Below are 16,956 nucleotides of genomic sequence, written 5' to 3'. Positions count from 1 at the left end.
AAAATGAATACATTAATAGCTATAATAGGATTAGGTGTTTTATGCCTTTTATTTGAAATTTTTAATTTAAGGAAAGCCATTGTTCCAATAACAATACTTGGATTATTGGGAGTGTTGGGTTTAACGATATCTGAATTTAATTCTACGGAGAGTTACTACAATAACATGATTGTTGTGAGTAAATTTTCAAGTACCTTTTCGTCTTTGTTTATTGTGCTTACCATTTTCTTGGTGGCTTTGGGACATAATTTTTACGAAAATCATCAATCTAAAATCTCTGATTATATTGCCATAAAAATATTTTTATTGGCAGGAGCAGTAGCAATGGTTTCTTTTGGAAACTTAGCAATGTTCTTTTTAGGAATTGAAGTATTATCAATTGCGCTGTATATTCTTGCGGCAAGTGATCGTATGAATTTAAAAAGTAACGAAGCGGGAATGAAGTATTTCTTGATGGGATCTTTTGCTTCGGGAATTATTCTTTTTGGTATCTGTTTAATTTACGGAGCTATGGGAAGTTTTGATGTTACGGAAATCAGTGAATTATCACAATCAGCTGAGTTACCGGTTTGGTTCCCAATCGGAATTGTATTGGTAACTATCGGATTGTTATTTAAAGTAGCTGCAGTTCCATTCCATTTCTGGGCACCTGACGTTTACGAAGGTTCTCCGGCATTGACAACAGCATTGATGAGTACTTTAGCCAAAGTAGTTGCTATGGCAACTTTGTATAAATTATTATCAGTAATGAATGCTGATGTTTCAGAGTCATTCAAAATGGTAGTAGTTATTATTTCTATGGCTTCGATGACCGTTGGTAATATTATGGCATTGAGACAAACGAATGTGAAACGTATGTTGGCTTTTTCAGGGGTTTCTCATGCTGGTTTTATGTTGATGACTTTATTGAGTTTGTCTACATCAGCAGGAAGCTTGTTGTATTATGCATCAGCGTATTCTTTATCTGGAATTGCCGCTTTTTGTGTAATTTTATACGTTTGTAAAAATAGAGATAACGAAGATGTAGTTAATTTCCATGGATTAGGAAAAACAAATCCATTGTTGGCAGCTATTCTTACGGCAGCTTTACTTTCGATGGCTGGTATTCCAATTTTTGCCGGATTCTTTGCTAAGTTGGTTTTGTTCAATCAAACGATTCAAGCGGGTTACTTGGCTTTAGTAATCGTAGCAGTAGTGAACTCTATTATTAGCGTTGGATACTACTTCAAATTAATTTTGGCGATGTATACCAAAGAACCAAATGAAGAACGAAAAGGAACTCCCGTTATTATTTATGCTGTTGCTGTTATTGCAATTGTATTGAATATCGCATTAGGTTTGTACCCTTCATTTGTGTTGGATTTATTGGCATAAACCAAAGTTTTAAAAATATACAGAAAACCATCAAGAGCAATTTTGATGGTTTTTCTATGATATACCTTTATTTTTAAGAGTAAGATGATATATTTTAATCTAAAATATTCTCAATTTACCTTAAATTTTGGATGTGCAAACTTATTTTATTTGGATTTAAGAGAGATTCTTAATCCATCAAATAGTAAACTAATCAAAATCCAACTTTGATTTTATAATAAAATTAAATCATGTTAGCGCTGGAGTATTATACAATTTGGTTTGAACCAGAAATGCTAGTTACTTTGCTTTAAAGATGGCTTAAAGAGTATTGAGATGCGGATAAGGCGCTTTTTAATTGGCAATTTAAAGTTGATTATTCGATAAGGAAAGATTCGCAAACAGGCGGGTAATTGAAATGATATAACACTTTAGTAAAACATACTAGAAATAGTAATCGATATTTTCCTCTGTTGGGCTTGATGGAATGTGTTTTTAATTGAAAATTAAGGAATAATATTTCTAATCGAAAAATATACAATGTTTTAAAAACACTTTGTAAATAAACATAAATGGTGAAATAATTATATTTCTAAATGAACACTCAACTGCGATATTAATTTTTATTGCATTTCTGCTTGAACAAGTTATCCTCAAGATTTATCTTTTCAATCATAAATAAAAAAACCTGTTCAAACAAATGAACAGGTTTTACATTTTAAATAATTACGTTTTATACCGTATGTTTTGGATTAAAACCATCTTCGCTTAACTCGATGTGGTCATAATCAGCAACCATTTCCGCTTCGTAATCAACTTTTTCTCCTTTAGAGAATTTAGCAATTAGCTTCTCCATGATTTCGTAAATTACTGGAACGACAATCAAGGTTAGGAATAAGGAGCTTATTAATCCACCAATAATTACCCATGCCAAACCATTTTTCCATTCGGCTCCAGCTCCAGCAGCTAATGCAATTGGGAACATACCAAAAACCATTGCAATTGTTGTCATTAAAATTGGACGAAGACGCGCATGATTCGCTTGAATTAATGCGGTTCTAATGGTTTCACCAGCGGCTCTACGTTGGTTGGTGTAATCAACAAGCATGATCGCATTCTTACATACCAGACCAATAAGCATGATGACTCCAAGAATTGTAAAGATGTTCAAGGTGTTATTCGTTAATGCTAATGCTAGTAATGCTCCAATAAATGAAAGCGGAATAGCAAATAATACTACGAATGGATGCACGAAACTGTCATATAACGAAACCATTACAAGGTAAACCAAGATAATAGCAGCCAATAAAGCAATTCCTAATGTTCCAAAACCTTCAGTTTCATTCTCTTTTTGTCCCCCCCAAATATAGTCTACACCAACGGGTTTCTTTAATTTATCAATTTTTTCTTCCCATTGTGATACTATCGTTCCAGAAGAGACACCAACATTTTGGCCTTTAACAGTTACAGACGCTGTTTTATCTCTACGTTCCAATTGACTTGGACCAGAACCTTCCGTAACGGTTGCAAATTGATTTAACTCGATTTGTTGACCAGAGTCGTTTATGAAGATCAAGTTGCTTACATCAGCAATACTTTTTCTATCAAAAGCATTGTACTTGATATTGATGTCGTATTCGTATTCGCCCGCTCTAAAACGCCCGTCGGTATTTCCGCTAAAAGCCGTTTGCATGGTTATACCCACCGTTTGTAAACTCAAACCAAGTGCGGCCATTTTATCTCTGTCTACTTTTACGCTAACTTCAGGATTTCCGTCTTCTACCGATAATTCAATCTCTGTGGCTCCAGGAATAGTGCGCAATTCTTTTTCGGCAGCAATAGCAAATTTCATAGCACTTGCTACATCTGGACCCGTTACAATAAGTCCTAAAGTAGCATCTTCAGCTGTTCCTAAAATACCTACGGGAACCGTTTTTACTTTTGCGCCAACTAATAATTTTTCTAATTTACGTTTGGTTTTTGCAGCGTAAACATTTGCAGGTTCATCTCGCTGGTCTAATTCAACCATTTTCACGTTAATTTCTGATTTATAAGCAGTTGATTGTGAAGCCCCCATACCACCACTAGTTTGACCCACAATAGTAAATTGACTGTGAACAAAATCTTCTTTGTCTAAAAAGGCCTCTGCTTTTTGCGTCATGAAGTTGGTTTGTTCTAAAGATGCATCTTTTGGCATTTCGATTTGAACTAAAAACTCACCACTATCCGATGCTGCAAAGAACTCCCCACCAATAAATCCTGCTGGTACCAATGCAATTGAGCTGAAGAATAAAACTAAAACAATGGCAAGTGTTGTTTTGTAATGATCCAAAGACCATGTCAGTAATCCAGAGATCCAATTGATGAAACGGGTTAAATAACTTTCAAAACCAAGAATGATTCTTCCAAAAAAGTTTTTACCTTCAATATGTTCTAATTTTCCGTATCTAGATGATAACCAAGGGATAATAGTAAATGATGCCACTAATGATAGTAAAGTAGATATAATTACTGTTACACAAAACTGCGTAATAATATTAGAAACCAGACCAGAACTCAATGCAATTGGTAAAAATACAACTACAATTACAAGCGTAATTGATACTACAGTTCCACCTATTTCGGCCGTACCATCATAGGCAGCTCGAACTTTGTTTTTGCCCATTTCCATGTGCCTGTAAATGTTTTCTAGAACCACAATAGCATCATCTACCAGAATTCCTACAACAAGTGAAAGTCCCAATAAACTCATCAAGTTCAACGTATAACCCATTAAATAGATTCCAATAAAAGTAGCAATTAACGATGCTGGGATCGAAATCATTACTATCAATGAGTTTCGAATACTGTGTAAAAAGAATAACATGACAAAGGCTACTAAAAGTACCGCAATAAGTAAATCGTGCACTACGGCATCAGCTGCTTCAAGGGTAAAAATGGTACTGTCTTTGGCAATTTGTAGTTTTAATTCGGAAGTTTTATATTCTCTTTCCAGTTTCGCAATGGTTTTTACCAATTCTTCACTTACCGCAACTGCGTTGGCATCAGATTGCTTAATAATTTGTAAAATAATTGCGCTTTTCTGGTTCACACGAGCCACTTTCTCCGTAATTTTTTGCGTGTCTTGTACATCTGCAACATCGCCTAAACGAACTTGGATTCCACCTCTTGAGGACACAATTAAGTTTCTTAACTCCTCAACGGTTTTATACTTTCCAGCTAAGCGGATTAATATTTTTTGTTCCCGAGTTTGAATGTTTCCGGTTGGGAAATCCAAGTTGGAGGATAAAATGTTTTGCTGTACTTGCGGTACCGAAAGTCCGTAAGCCTGCATTTTTACAGCATCAAGATTGACTTGAATTTCTCTTTCTTGTCCACCGGTAATGTTTACTTGTGCGACTCCTTGTACACGAGATAATACGGGCGCTAATTTTTTATCAACTAGGTCATAAAATTCAACTTCATCCATTTTTCCGTTCGCACCAATGGTCATAATTGGTAAATCGCTCAAAGAAAACTTGTTTAGGGAAGGGGCTTCCGCATCATCCGGTAAGTCATTGATGATGGCATTTATCTTTCGCTGCGCATCGTTCATCGAAATATTAACATCAGCATTTGATGTCAGTGTTATCGAAACCGAGGATAAACTTTCAAAGGACTTAGAGTCGATCTTCTTTATGTTTTCTAAAGAGGAAATCGCGTCTTCAATTTTTTTGGTAACGGTATTTTCGACCTCACTAGGTGATGCTCCGGGATAAACCGTTGCAATCGAAATCACGTTGGTTTCAAATTTTGGAATCAATTCGTAGCCCAACTGGCTGTAACTGAACAATCCTCCTAAGGTTAGTATCGTAAACAATACGATGACTAAGGAAGGACGTTTTATGGATATTTCTGCTAATTTCATATATTTATGTTTTTATATCTTAAAGCTTTGGACTTGAATCAGTTTCTTTAAGACTTTCGACTTTGAGACTTATTTTATAATATCCACTTTAGATCCGTCTTGAAGGTTGATTTGACCGGTAACAATTACAGTTTCACCTTCTGAAAGTCCGTTTAAAATTTCTACTTTATCACCAAGAATTCTTCCTGCAGTAACCGTTTTCAGTTTAGCAGTTCCATTTTCGATTACAAATATTTCGTTGCTGCTTACACTTCCTACGAATGCATTTCTAGGAACAATCATCAACGATTGTTTTCCTTGATTTGCAGAAAATTCAGCAGTTCCGTACATTCCGGCTTTCAAATCATTTGCTGCATTATTTGCAATTTCTATTTCTACAGGAAAGTTCAAACTTGCGTCCGCTTTAGGAGCGATGAACGAGATTTTTCCAGAGAATGTTGCATCTGGATACACACTTGCTTTTACAGAAATGGTAGTTCCTACTTTTAAACCTGCAACTTGATTTTCATTTACATTTACTTTCAATTTTAATTTTGACACATTTACAATGTCAAACAATTGAGTTCCCGCACCAAGAACAGATCCTGGCTCAATGTATTTTTTATTCACAATTCCGTTGATTGTCGCTTTGATATTCGTATCGCCAATATTCACTTTTGCTTGTTGCAATCTTGATTTTGAAGTTACTAAATTCAATTTTGCCTGATCCAATTGTTGTTTAGTCACACCGCCAGTTTTGAAAGCATTTTCAAAACGACTGTAGTCGGTCAAAGCATTTTGATAGGATGCTTGTGCAGTTTGTAAATCAGCTGTGATTTGTTCGCTTCTTACAATTGCCAATGTTTGACCAATACGCACTCTGTCCCCTTCATCAACTAAAACACGAACTACTCTTCCTGGCTTCTCAGCAGAAAAACTCAATTCTTGTAGCGGTGCAAAATTTCCATTGGCTACAAAATCAAGGGAAACTTCTTCGGTTTTTACCGTTGCAACTTTAACAGAAATACTGGCATTTTTCTCCGCTACAATAGCAGTTTTTGCTTCGTTTTCCTTTTTGTTATTCATTAATACATATCCGATAATGCCTAAACTGGCTACGATTGCTACAACGATTAGTATGTTTTTTTTCATTTTAGTTAGTTATTTATAAGTGATTTTAATTCTCCTTTTGATTTGATTAATTGTATTTCTGCCAGTTTGTATTCCAGTACGGCCGATGTATAGTTGTTTTGTGCTTCCGTCAAAGAGTTTTCAGCATCCAATAAGTCAGTTAAAGAAGCTAATCCCTGAACATAATTATTTCTAGTATTGTCTAAAACTTCTTTGGCTAATTGTGCATTCTCTTTTTGATTGTTGATGGTAGTTAAACTGTTATCAATTTGCGTTTTTGCATTGGCGAAAGCCAGATCAAGCGCCAATTTAGTGTCAACTAAATCTTCTTGAACAGTTCTAATTTCAATATCGGCTTGTCTTACTTTGGCACGAGTACCAAATCCAGTAAAAATTGGCACTTTCAAATTCAATCCAATCGAAGAGAAATCTGACCAATAAACTCCATCAGCAGGTTTCCCTCCAATAGGCATTTTTGGACCTTGACCGATATAATTGTATCCGGCGTTCAATGATAATGTTGGGTAATAAGAAGCTTCAACAGCCTTTTTTTGATAAAATAAAAGTTGTTCTTGTTTCTTCAAAAGCAAATATTCCGTTCTGTTAGATGTATTTGGAATTTCAGATAGTGCTTGTGGTCCTACTTCAAATGCAGTTTGTGGAATCTCAATTTGAGTTTCTATCGGCATTCCCATGTAAAATTTCAACGCATTTTCCTGAATTTGTACCGCATTCAGCACTTGTTGACGTTGCGTATTGATGTTTGAAATCTTTACTAAAATTCGATCCAAATCAATTTTCTTAGCTAATCCGTTGTCAAATTGCCCTTTGATAATGTCTTTTACTTTATTGGTATTTTTGTAAGTACTATCAATAACTGTCAGTTTTTGTCTTTGAACATAAACTTGGTAATAATTATTGGCTACGCGTTCAATTACTTGTTCTTCGCTCAACTGGTTGTTGATTTGGTAAAATTCTCTAGTAGATTTTGCCGCCTTCAAACCGGTAAAAACCGTTTGGTCGAAAATCGCTTGAGTCAAAGAAACACCTGCTGTTGAAACCCATTTTTGTCCAAAAGCGGCCTGAATAGTTGTTCCTGGTTGTCCAAATCCAGCTCCGTCAATTACAGTAGTTTGAATCACAGGATTGTAAGTCAAATTTCCGTTTGCTGATATTTGTGGCAACGCTCTGGAGCGCACTTCTTGAATTTGGTATTCGCTGTTCTCCACTTGCAGTTTTGCTTTTTTGGCATCGGCTTTATTCTCCAAAGCGTAATTTATTGCCTCTTTGAGCGTAAGTGTTCTTACTACCTGGGCATTGACGCCAAGAGTAAATGTTAAGATTATAAAAAGAATTGTTTTTTTCATTGTTATGTAATTGGGTTAAGTAAGTTTTTTTCTAATTCGGCAATTCCCTTTTCTGTCGCCATTGCTCGGGTGTGGTATTCTAGTGCTTCCATTTCTAAGGCCGCAGCTTCTCTTTCGGAACGGGTATTTTCATTAATGGTAAAAATTAAAGCGTAATAAAGTTTAACATAGACGTCAATATTGATATCTTTTCTGTACAAGCCTTGAGCAATTCCTTTTTCAATGTTTTGTTTAAAGCAGCTTTCACATTCTTGAACTTGATACTCTAAAGCCTTTTCATATACTTCTGGATAATGCTTTTTTAGCTGATAAATAGGAGAGGTGTCCGTAGATTTGAACATATCAGCAAACATTTTTCTAATCTGGAAGTTTTCCTCTATTGCATTGTAATCTCGAGAGATAATTTCGGTGATGATTTCGTGAACTTCCTTGTGAAGCAATTGTGTGCTTTCGTGTATCAACAATTCTTTATTGGCAAAATATTTATAAATTGTTTTCTTTGATATACACATTTCACCAGCAATATCATCCATTGTTATGCTTTTGAAACCAAGTCTCAAAAACATATCTTTTGCTTTATTTATAATTTTTTCTTTCATCTTTTTTTGCTGAAATAGTTTCAGTATGTTTTAATTAAGTTCTATTGTGAAGGTGGACTAATCAAATCGAGTGCAAATGTAAGAAGGAAACTTTGAAGACTAAAATAGTTTCCTTTTAATTTGTAATTATTTAACATTTAGTTTAGATTGATTAGTTAAACCGTAAATTCAAGATTAGCAATCAGTTTGATATCTTGTCCTAAAGCCAAGCCATTGGTTTGATTGAAAGAATTAAAGGTTAGTCCAAAATCTTTACGGTTAATTTTACCTGTTATTTCAAATGCTGCTTTCTGATCGCCATTGTAAGCATTTATTCCGATGAATTCCGCATCTAATTCCACGACTTTTGTAATGTTTTTGATAGTCAAATTCCCTTTCAAGAAATTGATGTTTTTATTTACTTTTTCGAATGAAGTCGACTTAAAACTAATAATAGGGTATTCAGTGACATCAAACAGGTCATTCATTTTTAAATGCGTGTCTATTTGTTCCAGTTTTCCGTCCTTGTTGTTTACATCCAATGAAAATTCGATAGAGGCGTCTTCAATTTCATTGTTTTCAATATCGATATGCCCGTTGAATTTGTTGATGGTTCCCGCTAAATAAGCAATAATTGAATGCCTCATTTTAATCAAAACATCAGATTGGTTGGAGTCAATTGTCCATTTAGTTTTCATAATTCATTCGGGTGTATTAAAATTTAATTGATTTCGCAATCATTTAAAAAAGTATGTAAGGATTTGAATTGTTAAATTCGAGTGCAAATGTAAGACGGAAACTTTGAATACCAAAATAGTTTCCACTGTATTTTTATTTATTTAACATTTGATAATGAAACGGAGTTTGTAATGCAAATTGAATACTGTAAATTAGCCGAAAATTTATTTTATGCATACCATTTTTCAGTATCAGGAGTTCCTTTCGGATTATTTGCAATCACAATACGAAACCAAAGAACCTAGAAATTTATATGAGCCTATACATTACATTTTAGATCTTGGCGGAAAAAGAATGCGTCCGGTGCTTACTTTAATGAGTGCGGAGGTTTTTGATGCAGATTACAAGAAAGCGCTTCCTGCTGCTTTGGCTGTCGAAGTTTTTCATAATTTTTCGTTGGTACATGATGATATTATGGATGATGCTCCTTTGCGCAGAGGACATGAAACCGTGCATGAAAAATGGAATTTAAACACTGGAATTTTATCAGGCGACGCAATGTTAATTTTAGCGTACCAATATTTCGAACAATACGAGCCTCTAATATTTAGGGATTTAGCAAAGTTGTTCAGCAAAACGGCACTCGAGGTTTGCGAAGGGCAACAATGGGATGTTGATTTTGAAGAGCGCACCGATGTAACCATTGCGGAATATTTGAAAATGATTCAATATAAAACCGCAGTTTTAGTGGCAGCAGCTATGAAAATGGGGGCGATAATTGCGGAAACTTCTGTTGAAAATGCTAATTTAATTTATGATTTTGGATTAAATTTAGGTTTAGCTTTCCAGTTGCAGGATGATTTTCTGGACGCCTTTGGTAATCCGGAAACCTTTGGAAAACAAGTGGGCGGTGATATAATTGAGAACAAAAAAACCTATTTGTATCTCAAAGCAGTTGCATTTTCAAATGAAGAAGAAGCGCAGGAATTGAAAAGCTTATTTTCGATTCAGCCAGAAGATAATACCGATAAAATTGAACGTGTAAAAGCGTTGTTCAATAGTTCTGGTGCTTCAAAAGCAACTCAGGATGCGATACAGGATTTTACGTTTAAGGCTTTTCAAACTTTGGATAAAATGAATATCAGCACAGAGAAAAAAGAAATGTTGAAGGCTTTTGGTGAGAACTTAATGGGAAGGAAAGTTTAGATTTTTGATTGTAGATTAACGATTTTTGATCGCAGAAGTTTTGCTTCGGGTAAATAATGGTTTATTTCAAGAATCAGTATAATTCAAAAAAATCAAACATTTAGAGAGTTTCTTAAAATCAAAAATCTAAATTCGTTAATCAACAATCTGAAATCAAATGTTTATAGTTCCAAAAAATACCGATTTACTACTTACTGAAGCCGAAGGTGAAAATTTATACTTGAAATTAATCGAACAAATGAATAAGGATTTTAATTTGGCTAACGAAGCAATCGATTTTCCTTTGAGTATTTCTCCTGCTGAATTGAAGTTACAGCTTCATGAAAAAATCTACCGACTCATTCAGTATAAATTTGCTGAATATCTCAATTTATTGTACATAATTGATGTTTCCGAAGAAGAAATAAAAAAACTAGATGGTTCTGATTTAGTAATTCTGGCGGAACAAGTCGCTTTTCTGATTCTAAAAAGAGAATGGCAAAAAGTTTGGTTCAGGAATAAATATCGTTAATATTTTTTCAGTTTGGATTCCTTAAATATTAAGAAATAGGATTTAAAAATACACTCGAATAAATGGCATAAAGGCACTGCCGTAAATATTATTTTTGTCAGTCAAAACATTGTAGCGGGCACCAATTGTCGCACTTCCGGATCGATAACCTGCGCCAATAAATAATCCGGTATTCCAGTAATCCTGTGAATTAGTATTGGATCCATCCAGATTTACATTGACTCTTAATTGTTCCAGTTCAGCCGAAAGTTGGATTTCAGGTATCGGATTAAAAAGACCTATAACGCTACCGCCGTACAAATGGGAAGCGTAAAAATCTCTTTGTTTTAAATATTTATATTGTAAACCTACGCCTAAAGCTACATATTCATTGAAATTATAAATGGCGCTTGGTGCCAAAGAAATATCCGTGTAGCCAGAACCAAAACCTAATCCGATTCCACCTCCAAATTGCACATTTCGCCAAAACTGATTTTCCATTTCTGGTTGCATATCATTTTGTTGCGCAAATACACAGCTTGAAAAAAACAAAGCAATTAGCGCCAAAAAGATTTTGGAATGATTCAAAAAGCCATTCTTTGTCATAAGTTTTTGGTTTTTTAACAATATTCAATGTAAAAGTATCTTAAAATAAATTATAAATTTATTGTATTATCGTACTTTTGCCAAACTATTTTAACAAAAAAGGTATATTCACTAAATATTATGGATAGGTTTTCATTTTTAAACGCAGCACACACAGAATTTTTCGCACAATTATACGATCAATATTTAGAGAATCCAGATAGCGTAGAGCCAAGTTGGAGAAGTTTTTTTCAGGGTTTCGACTTTGGAATGACGACTTACAATGAGGAAAACCCTGTTGAACAAATAGCAAATTTTGCCTCTAATAATACGGATGTAAGTTTGGTCTCTGAAAAGCTTCAAAAAGAATTCAACGTATTAAAGCTAATAGATGGATATCGTTCTCGCGGTCATTTGTTCACTAAAACAAATCCGGTTCGAGAAAGACGTACAACATCGCCAACATTAGAAATCACGAATTTCGGACTTTCGTCAGCAGATTTGAATACTGTTTTTGATGCCGCTAAGGTGATTAATATTCAGCCTTGTACGCTTCAGGAAATCATCACACACCTAGATACTATATATTGCCAGCACATTGGGGTGGAGTATATGTATATCCGTAAACCGGAAGTGGTAGAGTGGATTCAGAAAAAATTAGGTTATAATGACAACCAACCTAAATTTTCTTTGGAAGAAAAGAAATCGATTCTGAATAAATTAAACCAAGCTGTTTCTTTTGAAAACTTTTTGCATACTAAATATGTAGGTCAAAAACGTTTTTCTCTTGAAGGTGGAGAATCAATCATACCGGCTTTGGATGCTTTAATTGAAAAAGCAGCCGAAAAAGGAGTAGAGCAATTTGTTATGGGAATGGCACACCGTGGCCGTTTGAATGTTTTGGCAAATATTTTTGGCAAATCAACCCAGGACATTTTTGGAGAGTTTGATGGTAAGGATTATGACCAGGAATATTTTGACGGAGACGTAAAATACCATTTAGGACTTACCGCTGATAAAGTTACTAGCACAGGTAAAAAAATCAATATCAATTTGGCTCCAAATCCTTCGCACCTTGAAACTGTAGGTGCAGTAATCGAAGGAATTACAAGAGCGAAACAAGACAAATATTTCCCAGACGATTTCTCTAAAGTATTGCCAATCGCCGTTCACGGGGATGCCGCAATTGCTGGTCAGGGAATTCTTTATGAAATTGTGCAAATGGCACAGTTGGACGGTTACAAAACCGGAGGAACTATCCATATTGTAATCAATAACCAAGTTGGTTTTACTACTAATTACCTTGATGCACGTTCTTCTACCTATTGTACGGATGTTGCTAAAGTGACACTTTCGCCAGTATTGCACGTAAATGCGGATGATGCTGAAGCTGTTGTTCACGCAATGTCATTTGCTTTGGATTTCAGAATGCAATTTGGACGTGACGTTTTCATCGATTTATTAGGATATAGAAAATACGGACATAACGAAGGTGATGAGCCTCGTTTCACACAGCCGGTATTGTATAAAATCATTGCTAAGCACAAGAATCCAAGAGATATTTACATGGAGAAATTACTTGCTGACGGAGTAATTGACAACACTTTTGTAAAAGGCTTGGAGCAAGAATACAAATCAAACCTTGAAATTAACTTAGAAGAATCCCGTAAAAAAGATTTGACTATTATTACCCCGTTCATGAAAAATGAGTGGAAAGGTTTTGAGCAGGTTTCTGATGTTGAAATGCTTAAAAAAGTAGACACTACTTTCCCAAAAGAAGGACTTACTGAGGTAGCAAATGTAATTTGTAACTTGCCAACAGATAAAAAATTCATAAGCAAAATTCAAAAACTGATCAACGATAGAAAAACAATGTTTTTCGAAACGAATAAGCTGGATTGGGCTATGGCCGAACATTTAGCGTATGGTTCACTTTTAAAAGAAGGATACGATGTTCGTATTTCCGGACAAGATGTGGAGCGTGGGACATTCTCTCACCGTCACGCCGTTGTAAAAGTGGAAGATTCAGAAGAAGAAGTTACTTTATTGAGTAATTTAGAAGGTGCAACCGGAAAATTCAATATTTACAATTCTCTTTTGTCTGAATATGGAGTGTTAGGATTTGATTACGGATATGCTTTGGCAAACCCAAATACACTAACCATTTGGGAAGCACAGTTTGGAGATTTCAGTAATGGAGCTCAAATTATGATTGACCAATACATTTCTTGTGGAGAAGATAAATGGAACAACCAGAACGGTATTGTTTTATTATTACCCCACGGATATGAAGGACAAGGAGCTGAACATTCATCAGCCAGAATGGAGCGTTATTTACAACTTTGCGCCAGACATAATATGTATGTTGCGGATTGTACAACACCTGCCAACTTCTTTCACTTGTTGAGAAGACAAATGAAAACAACCTTCCGTAAACCGCTTATTGTGTTTACACCAAAGAGTTTATTGCGTGATCCAAGAGTGGTTTCTTCAGTTGAAGAATTTGCAACAGGTAGTTTCCAAGAAACATTCGATGATGAAACAGTGAATAAAGACGAGGTGAAAACACTAGTTTTTTGTACCGGAAAATTCTATTATGACATCACCGCCGAAAGAGAAAATCTGGGTAGAAATGATGTTGCGGTTGTTAGAATCGAACAATTATTCCCATTGCCAGTGGAACAATTAAAAGAAATTATTGCTAAATATCCAAACGCTGATGATTATGTTTGGGCACAAGAAGAACCAAAAAACATGGGAGCATATAGCTTTATGTTGATGAATTTCGATTTAGTAAAATGGAGATTGGCTTCACTAAAAGCATACGCAGCTCCAGCAGCTGGTAGTTATACAAGAGCAAAACGCCGTCAGGCTGATGCTTTACGAATGGTTTTTGATAAAAATTTATACAGATAAAAATTAGTTTAAAGTTTAAGGTTTAAAGTTGCTCTCGGGTGAATTTGAACTTTAAACAATTCAAACCTTAAACAAAAAAAAGATGATTTTAGAAATGAAAGTCCCATCACCAGGGGAATCTATAAAGGAAGTTGAAATTGCAACTTGGTTGGTAAAAGACGGAGATTATGTAGAAAAAGACCAAGCAATTGCTGAGGTTGATTCTGATAAAGCAACATTAGAATTGCCAGCAGAAGCAAGCGGAATCATTACTTTAAAAGCAGAAGAAGGAGATGCAGTAGCAGTAGGAGCAGTAGTTTGTCACATTGATACTGACGGAGTAAAACCATCAGGTGATGCGCCAGTTGCTGAAGCTACAAAAACAGTTGAAGCACCAAAAGCAGAAGTTAAAGCAGAAGCGCCAAAAGCGGCACCGGTAGCAGCAGCTCCAGCAGCGACTTATGCTTCAGGAACTCCATCTCCAGCGGCAAGAAAAATATTAGACGAGAAAAATATAGCGCCAGCTTCTATAACAGGAACTGGAAAAGACGGAAGAATCACTAAAGATGATGCCGTAAATGCAGCGCCTTCAATGGGGACGCCTACAGGTGGTTCTCGTGGATCGGAGCGTACTAAGTTATCGATGTTGCGTCGTAAGGTGGCTGAGAGATTAGTTGCTGCTAAAAACGAAACAGCGATGTTGACTACTTTCAACGAAGTAAACATGACGCCAATCAACACCTTGCGTAATGAGTACAAAGATGCATTTAAAGCAAAACATGGCGGAATTGGTTTAGGATACATGTCTTTCTTTACTAAAGCAGTAACTAGAGCGTTAAAATTATTCCCAGATGTAAACTCAATGATGGATGGTGATCATAAGATTGCTTTCGATTTTTGCGATATTTCAATTGCAGTTTCAGGACCAAAAGGATTAATGGTTCCTGTAGTTCGTAATGCAGAGAATTTGACTTTCCGTGGAGTTGAAGCTGATATTAAAAGATTAGCAATCAAAGCGCGTGATGGTCAAATCACAGTGGATGATATGACTGGAGGAACGTTTACGATTACTAACGGTGGTGTTTTTGGAAGTATGTTGAGTACACCAATCATCAATCCTCCACAATCTGGAATTCTTGGAATGCACAACATTATCGATCGTCCAATTGCTGTAAACGGAAAAGTGGAAATTCACCCAATGATGTATGTAGCACTTTCTTATGACCACAGAATTATTGATGGTCGTGAGTCTGTAGGTTTCTTAGTAGCTGTAAAAGAAGCATTAGAAAACCCAATGGAATTATTGATGGATAACAATCCTAAAAAAGCTTTAGAACTATAGTTTTAAGGTTTTAGAATATAAAAAAATCCTGTTTAGTTTTTCTAAATAGGATTTTTTATTTCAGCAAATATAGATAATGATTGTAATAATCCACAATCGCTTTTCCTTTCATCAAGATATCAGCACCTATAATTCCATGGACCGGTTTTGCTTTGTGCTGTGTTAGCGCTTCATTTACATGAGACAAATCAAAAATAACAATCTCAAAATTTGAATCCTTCCAAGAACCAAGCTGCAATTGATTTTTTAAAGCCAGTTGGGTAAACATTCCGGTGGCTCCCGCACCAGCGGCTTTCGTTTTGGATTTTTTTGCTTCCAAGAGAAACAAATCGACACTTTCAAATCCTACACAACTGTTTGAAGCGCCTGTATCCAGAATAAAATTCCCTGAAACACCATTGATTTTCGCCTTTATCAAAAGATGTTGTGTTTTAGTAATTTTAAATTTTACTTTTTTGTAGTTTTCTTTTTTAAGGATATCGTGGAGGTTCTTCATTTATGCCGAATTTATTTCAGTAATTTTTTCTGTTTTACAAAGATACATGGAGTTATGGAACGAATCCAACGAATCTTTTTAAAACCATTTTTTCGACAAGTTTTATTCTTGTAATTTTGTACCCTTAAACTTTACACTTGGAAACAAATAGTACAATTACCGATACGCACACCCATTTATACTCAGAGGAATTTGATCAAGATAGAAACGAAATGATACAACGCGCTATTGATGCTGGTGTTTCGCGTTTTTTTATTCCCGCAATCGATTCTACTTGCACGGAAGCAATGTATGAATTGGAGAGAAATCATCCTGAAAATGTTTTTTTGATGATGGGATTGCATCCAACGTATGTAAAAGACAATTTTGTTGAGGAATTACAACATGTGGAAAATGAATTGGCCAAAAGAAAATTCTATGCGGTTGGCGAAATAGGAATCGATTTGTATTGGGACAAAACCCATTTGCCACAGCAACAAATCGCTTTCAAAAGGCAAATACAATTAGCGAAACAGTACAAATTGCCTATTGTGATTCATTGCCGGGAAGCTTTTGATGAAATCTTTGAAATTTTGGAGGAAGAAAAATCACCTGAATTATTTGGTATTTTTCATTGTTTCACAGGAACTTATGAGCAAGCTTTGCAAGCGATTTCGTATAACATGAAGTTAGGAATAGGCGGTGTAGCGACTTTTAAAAACGGAAAAATCGACCAGTTTCTGAACCAAATAGACCTAAAACACATAGTTCTGGAAACAGATTCTCCTTATTTAGCCCCAGTTCCTTTTCGAGGTAAAAGAAACGAAAGTAGTTACATCGTTAATGTAGTGGATAAGTTAGCGCAAATTTATAGCCTTTCGGCAAATGAAATTGCGGCGGTCACCACAGAGAATTCTAAAGCTATTTTTGGGATTTAAAGTAGAATTTACCTTATTTTGATATTTTTTTT

13 protein-coding genes are annotated in these 16,956 nt (G+C 35.3%); 6 read left to right on the top strand and 7 right to left on the bottom strand.

The features are described 5' to 3' along the window. Positions 1-3: 3 nt before the first annotated feature. Positions 4-1,374 carry an NADH-quinone oxidoreductase subunit N gene (locus BC952_RS01175; protein ID WP_121363905.1) on the top strand — a complete coding sequence of 457 codons (1,371 nt, stop codon included), beginning with the start codon at positions 4-6 and terminating at the stop codon, positions 1,372-1,374. Between the two features lie 712 nt (positions 1,375-2,086). On the opposite strand, the gene BC952_RS01170 is transcribed toward BC952_RS01175, so the two are convergent. The 5 genes from BC952_RS01170 to BC952_RS01150 all read right to left on the bottom strand — a co-directional run bounded on the left by BC952_RS01170 (position 2,087) and on the right by BC952_RS01150 (position 9,013). Next, positions 2,087-5,260: an efflux RND transporter permease subunit gene (locus BC952_RS01170; RefSeq protein ID WP_121363904.1), complete on the bottom strand. Its 3,174-nt coding sequence runs from the start codon at positions 5,258-5,260 to the stop codon at positions 2,087-2,089. 69 nt (positions 5,261-5,329) lie between these two features. Next, a complete protein-coding gene (locus BC952_RS01165) occupies positions 5,330-6,391 on the bottom strand; it encodes an efflux RND transporter periplasmic adaptor subunit (RefSeq protein WP_121363903.1) in 1,062 nt (353 codons plus the stop codon). 5 nt (positions 6,392-6,396) lie between these two features. After that, positions 6,397-7,737 (bottom strand): TolC family protein, encoded by a 1,341-nt coding sequence (locus BC952_RS01160; RefSeq protein WP_121363902.1) that lies wholly within the window; start codon positions 7,735-7,737, stop codon positions 6,397-6,399. A 2-nt stretch (positions 7,738-7,739) separates the two neighbouring features. Next, positions 7,740-8,336, bottom strand: a complete 597-nt coding sequence (locus BC952_RS01155; protein ID WP_121363901.1) for a TetR/AcrR family transcriptional regulator — start codon at positions 8,334-8,336, stop codon at positions 7,740-7,742. Between the two features lie 155 nt (positions 8,337-8,491). Then, the gene (locus tag BC952_RS01150) at positions 8,492-9,013 is read right to left on the bottom strand and encodes a YceI family protein (protein WP_121363900.1); all 522 of its coding nucleotides are present in this window, start codon (positions 9,011-9,013) and stop codon (positions 8,492-8,494) included. A gap of 211 nt (positions 9,014-9,224) precedes the next feature. On the opposite strand from BC952_RS01150, the gene BC952_RS01145 reads away from it, so the two are divergent. Both BC952_RS01145 and BC952_RS01140 read left to right on the top strand, forming a co-directional pair. Continuing rightward, positions 9,225-10,199, top strand: a complete 975-nt coding sequence (locus BC952_RS01145; RefSeq protein WP_121363899.1) for a polyprenyl synthetase family protein — start codon at positions 9,225-9,227, stop codon at positions 10,197-10,199. A gap of 157 nt (positions 10,200-10,356) precedes the next feature. Then, positions 10,357-10,710, top strand: coding sequence for a hypothetical protein (locus BC952_RS01140; RefSeq protein ID WP_121363898.1), 354 nt, complete (start codon positions 10,357-10,359; stop codon positions 10,708-10,710). A 42-nt stretch (positions 10,711-10,752) separates the two neighbouring features. On the opposite strand, the gene BC952_RS01135 is transcribed toward BC952_RS01140, so the two are convergent. After that, positions 10,753-11,295, bottom strand: coding sequence for a hypothetical protein (locus BC952_RS01135; RefSeq protein WP_121363897.1), 543 nt, complete (start codon positions 11,293-11,295; stop codon positions 10,753-10,755). A 120-nt stretch (positions 11,296-11,415) separates the two neighbouring features. On the opposite strand from BC952_RS01135, the gene BC952_RS01130 reads away from it, so the two are divergent. Together BC952_RS01130 and odhB are read left to right on the top strand one after the other, a co-directional pair. Beyond that, complete coding sequence (locus BC952_RS01130; RefSeq protein WP_121363896.1) at positions 11,416-14,190, top strand: 2-oxoglutarate dehydrogenase E1 component; 2,775 nt, start codon at positions 11,416-11,418, stop codon at positions 14,188-14,190. An 82-nt stretch (positions 14,191-14,272) separates the two neighbouring features. Further along, positions 14,273-15,511 carry a 2-oxoglutarate dehydrogenase complex dihydrolipoyllysine-residue succinyltransferase gene (odhB, locus tag BC952_RS01125; RefSeq protein ID WP_121363895.1) on the top strand — a complete coding sequence of 413 codons (1,239 nt, stop codon included), beginning with the start codon at positions 14,273-14,275 and terminating at the stop codon, positions 15,509-15,511. Positions 15,512-15,566: 55 nt separating this feature from the next. Here the strand turns inward: odhB and BC952_RS01120 are convergent, their stop codons facing one another. Continuing rightward, on the bottom strand, positions 15,567-16,007 hold the full coding sequence (locus BC952_RS01120) for a retropepsin-like aspartic protease (RefSeq protein ID WP_121363894.1): 441 nt from the start codon (positions 16,005-16,007) through the stop codon (positions 15,567-15,569). Between the two features lie 137 nt (positions 16,008-16,144). On the opposite strand from BC952_RS01120, the gene BC952_RS01115 reads away from it, so the two are divergent. Continuing rightward, positions 16,145-16,924, top strand: a complete 780-nt coding sequence (locus tag BC952_RS01115; RefSeq protein WP_121363893.1) for a TatD family hydrolase — start codon at positions 16,145-16,147, stop codon at positions 16,922-16,924. The last annotated feature ends 32 nt before the right edge of the window (positions 16,925-16,956 follow it).

The organism is Flavobacterium limicola, assembly GCF_003634755.1.
In the GTDB taxonomy this organism is placed as follows: domain Bacteria; phylum Bacteroidota; class Bacteroidia; order Flavobacteriales; family Flavobacteriaceae; genus Flavobacterium; species Flavobacterium limicola.
Note: the sequence above shows the minus strand (reverse complement) of the source record. Positions and strands in the feature narration are given on the sequence as shown.

Excerpts from the sequence above, each read along its gene's own strand:
- BC952_RS01175 (WP_121363905.1), top strand. The coding sequence starts at position 4 with ATGAATACATTAATAGCTATAATAGGATTAGGTGTTTTATGCCTTTTA.
- BC952_RS01170 (WP_121363904.1), bottom strand. The coding sequence starts at position 5,260 with ATGAAATTAGCAGAAATATCCATAAAACGTCCTTCCTTAGTCATCGTA.
- BC952_RS01165 (WP_121363903.1), bottom strand. The coding sequence starts at position 6,391 with ATGAAAAAAAACATACTAATCGTTGTAGCAATCGTAGCCAGTTTAGGC.
- BC952_RS01160 (WP_121363902.1), bottom strand. The coding sequence starts at position 7,737 with ATGAAAAAAACAATTCTTTTTATAATCTTAACATTTACTCTTGGCGTC.
- BC952_RS01155 (WP_121363901.1), bottom strand. The coding sequence starts at position 8,336 with ATGAAAGAAAAAATTATAAATAAAGCAAAAGATATGTTTTTGAGACTT.
- BC952_RS01150 (WP_121363900.1), bottom strand. The coding sequence starts at position 9,013 with ATGAAAACTAAATGGACAATTGACTCCAACCAATCTGATGTTTTGATT.
- BC952_RS01145 (WP_121363899.1), top strand. The coding sequence starts at position 9,225 with ATGCATACCATTTTTCAGTATCAGGAGTTCCTTTCGGATTATTTGCAA.
- BC952_RS01140 (WP_121363898.1), top strand. The coding sequence starts at position 10,357 with ATGTTTATAGTTCCAAAAAATACCGATTTACTACTTACTGAAGCCGAA.
- BC952_RS01135 (WP_121363897.1), bottom strand. The coding sequence starts at position 11,295 with ATGACAAAGAATGGCTTTTTGAATCATTCCAAAATCTTTTTGGCGCTA.
- BC952_RS01130 (WP_121363896.1), top strand. The coding sequence starts at position 11,416 with ATGGATAGGTTTTCATTTTTAAACGCAGCACACACAGAATTTTTCGCA.
- odhB (WP_121363895.1), top strand. The coding sequence starts at position 14,273 with ATGATTTTAGAAATGAAAGTCCCATCACCAGGGGAATCTATAAAGGAA.
- BC952_RS01120 (WP_121363894.1), bottom strand. The coding sequence starts at position 16,007 with ATGAAGAACCTCCACGATATCCTTAAAAAAGAAAACTACAAAAAAGTA.